Origin of the sequence: Streptomyces anatolicus (genome assembly GCF_019400875.1) — a bacterium.
Lineage (GTDB): Bacteria > Actinomycetota > Actinomycetes > Streptomycetales > Streptomycetaceae > Streptomyces > Streptomyces anatolicus.
The window spans coordinates 1-9,252 of record NZ_WMBF01000245.1 but is presented as its reverse complement, the minus strand read 5'-3'; the positions used below and the strand labels follow the sequence as shown (position 1 = coordinate 9,252).

The 9,252-nt window shown below is 73.5% G+C and carries 8 protein-coding genes; 2 read left to right on the top strand and 6 right to left on the bottom strand.

The annotated features are described in order from the left end of the window. Positions 1–730: 730 nt before the first annotated feature. Both GKQ77_RS20675 and soxR read right to left on the bottom strand, forming a co-directional pair. Positions 731–1,528 (bottom strand): aminotransferase class IV, encoded by a 798-nt coding sequence (locus GKQ77_RS20675; protein WP_219690410.1) that lies wholly within the window; start codon positions 1,526–1,528, stop codon positions 731–733. Positions 1,529–1,537: 9 nt separating this feature from the next. Beyond that, on the bottom strand, positions 1,538–2,059 hold the full coding sequence (gene soxR / locus GKQ77_RS20670; protein WP_219690409.1) for a redox-sensitive transcriptional activator SoxR: 522 nt from the start codon (positions 2,057–2,059) through the stop codon (positions 1,538–1,540). Positions 2,060–2,123: 64 nt separating this feature from the next. Between soxR and GKQ77_RS20665 the strand changes: the two genes are divergently transcribed. Continuing rightward, complete coding sequence (locus GKQ77_RS20665) at positions 2,124–2,789, top strand: NADPH-dependent FMN reductase (protein WP_219690408.1); 666 nt, start codon at positions 2,124–2,126, stop codon at positions 2,787–2,789. A gap of 9 nt (positions 2,790–2,798) precedes the next feature. Here the strand turns inward: GKQ77_RS20665 and GKQ77_RS20660 are convergent, their stop codons facing one another. Next, positions 2,799–4,181, bottom strand: a complete 1,383-nt coding sequence (locus GKQ77_RS20660) for a sensor histidine kinase (RefSeq protein ID WP_219690407.1) — start codon at positions 4,179–4,181, stop codon at positions 2,799–2,801. Beyond that, entirely contained in the window at positions 4,181–4,891 is a 711-nt protein-coding gene (locus tag GKQ77_RS20655; protein WP_219690406.1) for a hypothetical protein, read from the bottom strand. Before GKQ77_RS20655 ends, GKQ77_RS20660 begins: the two co-directional genes overlap by 1 nt. A gap of 329 nt (positions 4,892–5,220) precedes the next feature. Between GKQ77_RS20655 and cutA the strand changes: the two genes are divergently transcribed. Then, on the top strand, positions 5,221–5,586 hold the full coding sequence (gene cutA / locus GKQ77_RS20650) for a divalent-cation tolerance protein CutA (RefSeq protein ID WP_219690405.1): 366 nt from the start codon (positions 5,221–5,223) through the stop codon (positions 5,584–5,586). A gap of 135 nt (positions 5,587–5,721) precedes the next feature. Here the strand turns inward: cutA and GKQ77_RS20645 are convergent, their stop codons facing one another. Together GKQ77_RS20645 and GKQ77_RS20640 are read right to left on the bottom strand one after the other, a co-directional pair. Next, the gene (locus GKQ77_RS20645; protein ID WP_372459937.1) at positions 5,722–7,878 is read right to left on the bottom strand and encodes a molybdopterin oxidoreductase family protein; all 2,157 of its coding nucleotides are present in this window, start codon (positions 7,876–7,878) and stop codon (positions 5,722–5,724) included. 645 nt (positions 7,879–8,523) lie between these two features. Next, positions 8,524–9,231 carry a SanA/YdcF family protein gene (locus tag GKQ77_RS20640; protein WP_372459935.1) on the bottom strand — a complete coding sequence of 236 codons (708 nt, stop codon included), beginning with the start codon at positions 9,229–9,231 and terminating at the stop codon, positions 8,524–8,526. Between the last annotated feature and the right edge of the window lie 21 nt (positions 9,232–9,252).

The following is a 9,252-nucleotide window of genomic DNA, read 5'->3' as shown; positions in this document are numbered from 1 at the left end:
GGCGAACTCGGGTGGGGCGAGCGCGGGCGCGGCGGACGCCGGAACGGCGGATGCGGCTGCGGAGGCGGGGGCGGCCAGGGCGCCCGCCGCCGCTACGGCGAGCGCGGTACCGGACAGCAGGCGGGCGTTGCGCATGGTGCTCGTTCCTCCGAGGCCTTCGCGGAACACGCCCCGCGGCACCCCCAAGTGCCGCTGCGTCGGTCGAGCCCCGCTCTACCGAGGTAAGTGGCACTCGGCGCCCCACGCCTCCTGATGAACCATCAGAAAGCCGCCGAACGAGCGGCTTCCGGCCCGCCGAGGCGAGCGTTCCAGCAGGTCACCGGCGTATCGGCGGCAAGAATCCGAAGAGCGCGCGCGGCGGCTGTGAATGGGTGACTTGGCCTCTCGGCGGAGGCGGCGGTGCGGCCGTCGGCCCGGTGCGGCGAGGCGGGCTGGTGTGGCGAGGCAGGCCCTGGCGAGACCGTAGGCCCTGTGGCGGTGTGGCCCGGCGTGGCCCGGTGCGGCCCCGTGGCGGTGCGGCCCGGCGTGGCTGGGGGCGGGTGCGGCCCGGTGCGGGCTTGGTGCAGCCACGTGCGACTCGGTTCGGGTGCGGCCCGGTGTGGCCCGGTACGGTCCCGTGTGGCCCGGTACGGTCCCGTGCGGCTTGGCGCGGCCACGTGCGACTCGGTGCGGGTGCGGCCCCGTGCGGCTCGGCGCGGCCCGTGCGGCCCGGTGCCGCCCGGCGTACCCCTCAGATCGTGTCCCAGGGCACCTCCTCGTAGACCCCGGCCACGATCGCCATCAGCTTCTCGTCGACGGCGTACGCGACATCGTCGACGCGGCGCACCGGACTGACCCCCCACGCGTTGGTGACGAAGGCCGCCGAGTACGACGGCAGATCCGCGAGGGTGACGGGGGCGTGCGCGGTGGGCAGTCCGGCGCCCGGCAGGCGTTCCTCGACGAGCCGCATCGTGATGCCGGGCAGATGGGGCGCGTCCGGCCACACGACCCGCGTGCCGTCGAAGAAGGCGATGTTCGTGACGGCGCCCTCGCTGATCTCTCCGCCGGGGCCGGTGAGCAGCGCGTCGTCGAAGCCCGCCGCCCGCGCCAGCTCGCCGTGCCGGGCCTGCCCGAAGCCGCCCAGGTGCTTGATGTGGGCGAAGGGCCGCTGGTACGGCACGGCGGTCAGCGCCTGCGCCCGGGCCGCCATGCCCGCAGGCAGCTCGACGGGCTGCCGCACGGTGACCATGAGGGACGGCTCTCCGTGGGGTGCGTGGACGTACACACGTACGGACGCGTCGTCGATGTCGTCCCGCAGGATGTGCCGCACGGCGCCGCGCACCCGCTCCCCGTCCAGCTCCCGCCCGAACAGTTCACGCGTGGCCGCGTCGAGCCGGGCCAGATGGTGCGCGATGCCCCGCACCTTGCCGCCCCTGACCTGCATCGCGGTGAAGTGTCCGGTGTTGACGAGGGCAGGCCAGAGCAGGCTCCCCGCGGTGGCCGGCTGTCCGTCGATCTCAATGCGCTGCACCAAGTCCGTGGTTGTCATGCGGCCACGCTACGAGACGGCTCCCACCCCGTCCGCCGGTGCTTCCGGGCAGCTCTGCGCGGCGGCCGGGTCCTCCTCCTCGACCAGGCGGCGCGCCCCGGGCCCGCGCTCGCCCAGCTCGTCCCACGGGTTGGTCAGCGCGCACTTGGCGAGCGAGAGGCAGCCGCAGCCGATGCAGTCGGTGAGGTTGTCGCGCAGCCGCTGGAGGGTGCGGATCCGGGCGTCGAGGTCGGCGCGCCAGCACTCGGAGATCCGCGCCCAGTCCTCACGGGTCGGCGTGCGGTCCTCGGGCAGCAGGCCTAGCACCTCGCGGATGGTGGCCAGCGGGATGCCGAGCCGCTGCGAGGTGCGGATGAAGGCGACCCTGCGCAGGGTGTCGCGGCTGTAGCGGCGCTGATTGCCCGTCGTACGGCGGGAGTTGATGAGCCCTTCGCGCTCGTAGAACCGCAGGGCGGAGGGGGAGGCCCCGCTGCGTGCGGAGAGTTCCCCGACGGTGGCTTCCTTGGCGTGCGGTGCGAGATGCGGGGTCATGCGGTCAGATTAGCCAGAAGTTCACGCTTGACCTGAACCAAGGTTTAACTACGAGGCTTGCCCCATGACCGAAACGAGCACGTCCTCCCCGTCCTCCCTGTCCCCTCTGTCCGCCCCTTCCGCCGCCGCCTTCGAGGGCGACGGCGGTGGCGCCGCGCCCCTCCGCGTCGCCGTCATCGTCGGCAGCAACCGCGAGGGCCGCTTCGGGCCGATCGTCGCCGAGTGGCTGCTCGCCCGGGTCCGTGAGCGCTCCGACCTCACCGTCGACGTCATCGACCTGGCCGCGTCCGACCTTCCGACCTCCCTCTCCTTCAACCCGCCCGCCGCCGTGGCCGCCGAACTCGCCAAGGTCACCCCGAAGCTGGCCGCCGCCGATGCCTTCATCGTCCTCACCCCCGAGTACAACCACTCCTACCCGGCGTCCCTGAAGAGCCTCATCGACTGGCACAAGGACGAGTGGGAGGCCAAGCCGCTCGCCTTCGTCTCGTACGGCGGTCTCTCCGGCGGCCTGCGCGCGGTGGAGCACCTGCGCCCGGTCTTCGCGGAGTTGCACACCATGACCATCCGCGACACCGTCTCCTTCCACAACGCGGGCGCCCTCTTCGACGACCAGGGCAACCACCGCGACCCGTCGGCCGCCGACGCCGCGGCCAAGGCCATGCTCGACCAACTGGCGTGGTGGGCCTGGGCGCTGCGGGCGGCCAAGGCGGTCCGGCCGTACGGGAGTTAGGGGGATGGGCTAGGCCCGCGGCAGGCTGACGACCGCCACCGCACCGCCGTCCGCCGCGTTGGCCAGCTCCACACTCGCGCCGATCACCTGGGCCTGGCCGAACGCGATGGTCAGCCCCAGGCCGGTGCCCTGGCCGCGTTCGCGCGCGCCGGTCTGGAAGCGCTGCGGGCCGTCCTTGAGGAGGCAGTCGGGGAAGCCGGGACCGTGATCGCGGACCGTCACCTCGGCGCCCTCGACCCACACCTCGACGGGATCGCCGCCGTGCTTGCGGGCGTTGGCGACGAGGTTCGTCAGAATCCGCTCAAGCCGGCGCACGTCGGTGCGTACGAACGTGTCATACGCGGCCCGCGTCCCCCGCGCCGTGAAGGCGGCCTGCGAACCGCCCGCGCGCTCGGCGATCGTCTCGACGAGCCGCCCCAGCGGATGCACTTCCAGGTCCGGCTTCTCCACCTCCGCGTCCAGCCGAGCCACCTCGAGCAGGTCCTCCGTGAGGGTCCGCAGGGCGTGGACCCGGTCGCGCACCAGCTCGGTCGGGCGGCTCGGCGGCAGCAGCTCGGCCGCCGTGTGCAGCCCGGTCAGCGGGGTGCGCAGCTCGTGCGCGACATCGGCGGTGAAGCGCTGCTCGGCCTCCAGGCGCTGTTGCAGGGAGGCGGCCATCGTGTCGACGGCGGTGGCCAGTTCGGCCACCTCGTCCTTGGCGTGCCGCGCGTCCGGCGGCCGGGGAGGGTGGATACGGGCGTCCAGGTCGCCCTGGCTGATGCGGCGCGCGATGGCCGCGGCGGTACGCAGTTCACGGCTGAGCCTGCTGGAGAGCCCCGCCCCACCGAGCGCGGCAAGGCCGACGACCACGGCTCCCGAGATCATCAGCTGCCGGTCGAAGTCGGCTATCTCGTCCGCCTGTTCGCGCAGCGACTCGCGGATGGACAGGACGTGACGGGTACGGCCGCCGACCGGCCTCGCCGCCCAGACGCTCGGGTCGTCCGAGGCCATGTCGAGGTAGGTGGTCCGCTGCCCGGCCAACGCGGCCCGCCGCAGCGGCCCGGGCAGATCCGGATCGTCGAGGGCCGCGTCCGTGTCGCTCCGGTCGACCTGCCCCGTCAACTCGTACAGCTGGCGCACGCGGACGAGCTGCGCGGTCGCGTTCGACCGGGCGTTCCCCGCGACCTGGTCGAGCCTGGCGTGGTGGATGAGCAGCCCGATGGCGACGGCGACCACGGCGCAGCCGCAGGCGAGGAGTGCGGCGATCTTCCAGCGGAGGCCGAGGCCGTTCCCCTTGGCTCCACGCGGAACCAGGGCATGCCAGGCCGCGCGAAGGGACTGGGCCGGGGAAGTCCGGGTCCGCGAGGACTGAGCCCCCTGCCCGGCCCTCCGCCGCATCAGGGCCCTTCGCATCAGGGCCCTTCCATGGGTGCGCTCTCCGAGGCGTGCGGCCTCGGCCCCACCGTCTCCGGGGAGTCACCCGGCTTCTTGTAGTCCCTGATGTCGCTGATGGTGGACATCCGCGCGCCGTCCCAGTGGAAGCGCACGGCCTGCTCGCCGCCGTCCGAGCACGGCGTGCGGACCAGCAGGTCGGGGCCGATCGTCTCGACGCTCATCCGCCTGCCGGAGGTGAACAGGATGGGGTAGACCCTGCCGCCGCGCTCGGTGTAGACGGTCAGGATGTTCCGCCCGCTCTCCGTGTCCGCGGCGATCAGCAACTCGGGCTTCTTGTCGCCGGTCAGGTCCATCAACACGGGCGGCCGCAGCCCCGCCCGCCCCGGCCGGTCGATCAGCCCTCGCTCTGCCAGCGGTTTCGTACGCGGATCCGCCCGCAGGACCGCGTGGACATCCAGCGCGGCGAGCCCACCGGAACCGACCTTGGGCAACCCCTCCAACGCCCGCGGGGGCGGCTGACGCGTGGCGGCGTCGGCACCGGGCGCCAGCGACGTCATACCCGACCAGGCGGGCCAGACCGCCTCCGGGCGCGGCTGCGCGGAGACGGAAGGCGCGGCCTCGCCCGGGCCGAGGCCGTCGGGGCCGGTGCATCCGGCGAGCACGGAGGCAGCGAGGGCGACGGAGAGGGCGGCGCCCGGGAGGAGCAGGCGGCGGAGGTTCGGGTTCATGGCGTGGCTGACTCGTGCGGAGGCCGGTGGGCTGGTGGTGGCCGGCCCAGGGACTGCGCTGGGGGTTCGGCAGGGGCCGGCCACCGCTGTCGACCGTAGGAACCGTCCATCACAGAAAACGGGAGGTTGTGTAACAACTGCACCCATGACCGGAGAACCCCGACATCTCGGGACCTTCGACCAGGGCGCTCGCCTCTGGCGCCGGCCGCCCGCGACGGTTGGGCCCGGGGTCCGCGACGGTCGGGCCCGGAGCCCGCGCGGGGGCTGGGCGCAATGGTCCGCGCGGGGGCTGGGTGCCACGGTCCGCGCGGGCTGTGCACAATCGGCGCATGGACGCAGAACCGACGGCGCTTGCCGCGTCGACCGTGCCGAACGTGCCAACCGTGCTCACCGTACTGACGACGACCGACGCGGAACACAAGGCGAGGGACCTCGCGCGCGGGGCGGTCAAGGCCCGGCTCGCGGCCTGCGCGCAGATCACCGGCCCCGTCACCTCCGTATACCGCTGGGAGGGCGAGATCGAGACCGCGCAGGAATGGCAACTGCTGCTCAAGACGACCACCGCGCGCTACGCCGCCCTGGAGGCATGGCTCACCGACGCCCACGACTACGACACCCCGGAGATCATCGCGACCCCCGTGGCCCGGGGGAGCGCGGCCTACCTGGAGTGGGTGGAGCGGGAGACCGCCGAGTGACCGCACGGACGCCACGCCCCGCCCAGTGGGCGTAGACCGGGAGCCGTCACCCTCGCACCGGCATGTCTATGACGGCCGCCGCCTCCGTCGCGACCGCCTCCGTCGCCCGCGCCGGGCGCACCTGCCGAGCGCCTTCTAGACCCTCTCCGCGCGCTCGAGCCGCACCGCGCACACCTTGAACTCCGGCATCCGCGATATGGGGTCAAGCGCCGGATGCGTCAGGGAGTTGGCCCGCCCCTCGCCCGGCCAGTGGAACGGCATGAACACCGTGTCCGAGCGGATCGACGACGTCACCCGCGCCGGAGCCACCGCCCGGCCACGCCGCGAGACCACGGCGACCGCCTCGCCGTCCGCTATCCCGAGCCGCGCCGCGAGCCGCGGATGCAGCTCCACGAAAGGCCCCGGCGCCGCCGAGTTCAGCTCGTCGACCCGCCGCGTCTGCGCCCCCGACTGATACCGCGCCAGCACCCGCCCCGTGGTGAGCAGCACGGGATACTCCGCGTCCGTCTCCTCCGCCGCCGCCCGGTGCACCACCGGCACGAACCGCGCCCGCCCGTCCTCCGTGGCGAACCCCTCCAGAAACAGCCGGGGCGTCCCGGGATGCGGAGCCACGGCGGCCCCCACAGACACATCCGCACCCGGCGCCGCTTCGGGGACGTTCGGCGCTGGTTCGAGGATGCCCGGCGCTGGTCCGGGAACGCCCGGCGCCGGTTCGGGGACGTCCGAATCCGCGTCCGGGCATGGCCAGAACACGCCCTCGCCGTCCCCCTCCCTCAGCCGCTCGTACGAGATCCCCGAATAGTCCGCCGGCCCGCCCGCGCTCGCCCGCCGCAGCTCCTCGAAGACCTCCTCCGGATCGACGGGGAAACCCTTCTCATGGCCCAGCCGAGCCGCGAGCCCGTGCAGCACCTCCAGATCGCTTCGGACCCCGGCCGGCGCGGACACCGCCCGGCGGCGCAGCAACACCCGCCCCTCCAGATTCGTCACCGTCCCCGTCTCCTCGGCCCACTGCGTCACCGGCAGCACCACGTCCGCCAACTCGGCCGTCTCCGACAGCACCACGTCCGCCACCGCGAGGAAGTCGAGCGACCGCAGCCGCTCCTCCACATGCGCGGCCCGCGGCGCCGACACGACCGGGTTGGACCCCATCAGGAGCAGCGTCTTGACCTCCCCGCCGAGCGCGTCGAGCAGTTCGTACGCCGACCTGCCGGGCCCGGGCAGCGCATCGGGGTCCACGCCCCAGACCCCCGCCACATGCGCCCGCGCCGCCGGATCCGTCAGCTTGCGGTACCCGGGCAGCTGGTCCGCCTTCTGCCCGTGCTCGCGCCCGCCCTGGCCGTTGCCCTGTCCGGTCAGACACCCGTACCCGGACAGTGGCCGCCCCGCCCGGCCCGTGGCGAGGCAGAGATTGATCCACGCCCCGACGGTGTCCGTGCCCTTGGACTGCTGCTCGGGCCCGCGCGCGGTGAGCACCATCGACGTCTCGGCCTCGCAGAACATCCGTACGGTTTCCCGCAGTTGGGGCACGGGCACGCCGGTGATCCGCTCCACGTACTCGGGCCAGTGCGCCATCGTCGCCGCCCGCGCCTCCTCCCATCCGCTGGTCCGCTCCTCGATGAACTCCTCGTGCGTCCGCCCCTCCGCCACGACCAGGTGCAGCAGCCCGAGGGCGAGGGCGAGGTCCGTGCCGGGGCGCGGCGCCAGATGCAGGTCGGCCTGCTCGGCGGTGCGCGTCCGCCGCGGGTCCACGACGATCAGCGTGCCGCCGTTCTCCCGCAGCTCGGTCAGATACCGCAGGGCGGGCGGCATCGTCTCGGCGAGGTTCGACCCGACGAGGATCACGCAGCCGGTGCGGGGGATGTCCTCCAGCGGGAACGGCAGCCCCCGGTCCAGCCCGAACGCCCGCTGCCCGGCCGCCGCCGCCGACGACATGCAGAAACGTCCGTTGTAGTCGATCTGCGATGTGCCGAGCACCACCCGCGCGAACTTGCCCAGCGCGTACGCCTTCTCGTTGGTCAGCCCGCCGCCCCCGAACACTCCGCACGCATCCGCGCCGTGCTCCGTCCGCACGCGGGACAGCTCGCCGGCGATCCGGTCGAGTGCCTCCTCCCAGGTAGCCGGCGCGAGCTTGCCCGTGGCGTGGGATCGGACGAGGGGCTCGGTCAGGCGCACCCGGGAGGAGAGCAGCGCGGGCGCCGTGCGTCCCTTTCCGCAGAGGGCGCCCTTGTTCACGGGGAACGCCGCGCGCTCCACGACCTCGACGCCCCCGCTGGGGCCCGCTGTCAGCCCCATTCCGCACTGCAGCGCGCAGTACGGGCAGTGGGTCGCCGTCACCGCCGTCACCGGCGTGGCCGCCGTGGCCGCGGGAGTCGCGGGGGTCGCCGGGGTCGCGGGGGTCGCCGTGGAGTGCATGCCGTCCAGCGTCCTCCGTTCTTGTTACGTGCCCTGACGTGCTCGCGTTACGCACGCGGTAAGCCGGTCTCAGCCATGGCCGCACCTCACTGTGAGGTGGGGGCCCTGGCTGGCTGGGGGCCGGGCACTGCCGTGCCGGGGTGCGTGCGGGACGTCTCGACATCCTCCTTGTAAGGGAGGAGCTCGCCAGCTGGCCCACGCGTGCGCCGGGGCCGCTCACCCGCCTGCTTGTCGGCGAGCGAGCCGATGATGAGCGGGTTTAACGGCTTGGTGCGCGGCCAGGCACCTGCGGGTGCGTCGTGGCTGGTCGCGCAGTTCCTCGCGCCCCTTTGGGGCACCCGAGCCCTCGTGCCTCTTCGGGGCACCCGAGCCCCCGCGCCCCCCAAGACGCCAGGCACCTGCGGGTGCGTCGTGGCTGGGCGCGCAGTTCCCCGCGCCCCTTCGGGGCACTCAAGCACCCGCGCTCCGTCGGGGCACCCAAGCCGCCGCGCTCCTTCGGGGCACCCAAGCCCCGCCCCCCAAGACTCACCGGCCCGAAGTCAGCGCCCGTTCCACTCCCCGCTCTCGCGGGCCCAGGAAGCGTGGGTCCGGGCGGGAGGTCGCGTCCAGCGCTGCCTTGCCTGCCGCGAAGATCTCCCGGGCGCCGCCGTAGTACCAGGTCGCGTCGTGCACCGCGTCCACTCCGACGCCGTACGACGAGACGCCCGCCGCGTCGCACAGCGCGACCGCCCTGCGTATGTGGAAGCCCTGGCTGATCAGCACCGCCCGGTCCACGCCGAAGATCTTCTTGGCGCGGACGCAGGAGTCCCAGGTGTCGAAACCTGCGTAGTCGCTCACTATCCGGCGGTCCGGCACCCCGTGCTTCTTCAGATAGGCGCGCATCGCGTCCGGTTCGTCGTACTCCTCGCGGCTGTTGTCACCCGTCACCAGCACGACCTCTATCCGGCCCGCGCGGTACAGATCGGCGGCCGCGTCCAGCCGGTGCGCGAGATACGGTGAGGGCTCGCCCTTCCAGAGCCCGGCGCCGAAGACCATCGCGACCCGGGCGCGCGGCGCGTCAGCCGTCGTGCCGATCCTGCTCTCCGTCGTCACGAAGAGCCAGGTCGCGGGCAGCAGCCCGAGCACGCAGAGCGCCATCACCCCCTGCACGGCCAGCCGCCGCCCCCTTCTCGTACGCGGAAGCCGCAGCCACCCCGGCCGCCCGGGCCACCCAGGCCGCCCGGACCACCGCAATCGCGCCAGACTCAGCAGCCC

Bases quoted from the DNA above. Each gene is read 5' to 3' on its own strand.
- GKQ77_RS20655 (WP_219690406.1), bottom strand. From the start codon at position 4,891: ATGAACCCGAACCTCCGCCGCCTGCTCCTCCCGGGCGCCGCCCTCTCC.
- cutA (WP_219690405.1), top strand. From the start codon at position 5,221: ATGGACGCAGAACCGACGGCGCTTGCCGCGTCGACCGTGCCGAACGTG.
- GKQ77_RS20660 (WP_219690407.1), bottom strand. From the start codon at position 4,181: ATGCGAAGGGCCCTGATGCGGCGGAGGGCCGGGCAGGGGGCTCAGTCC.
- soxR (WP_219690409.1), bottom strand. From the start codon at position 2,059: ATGACCCCGCATCTCGCACCGCACGCCAAGGAAGCCACCGTCGGGGAA.
- GKQ77_RS20675 (WP_219690410.1), bottom strand. From the start codon at position 1,528: ATGACAACCACGGACTTGGTGCAGCGCATTGAGATCGACGGACAGCCG.
- GKQ77_RS20665 (WP_219690408.1), top strand. From the start codon at position 2,124: ATGACCGAAACGAGCACGTCCTCCCCGTCCTCCCTGTCCCCTCTGTCC.
- GKQ77_RS20645 (WP_372459937.1), bottom strand. From the start codon at position 7,878: ATGGGGCTGACAGCGGGCCCCAGCGGGGGCGTCGAGGTCGTGGAGCGC.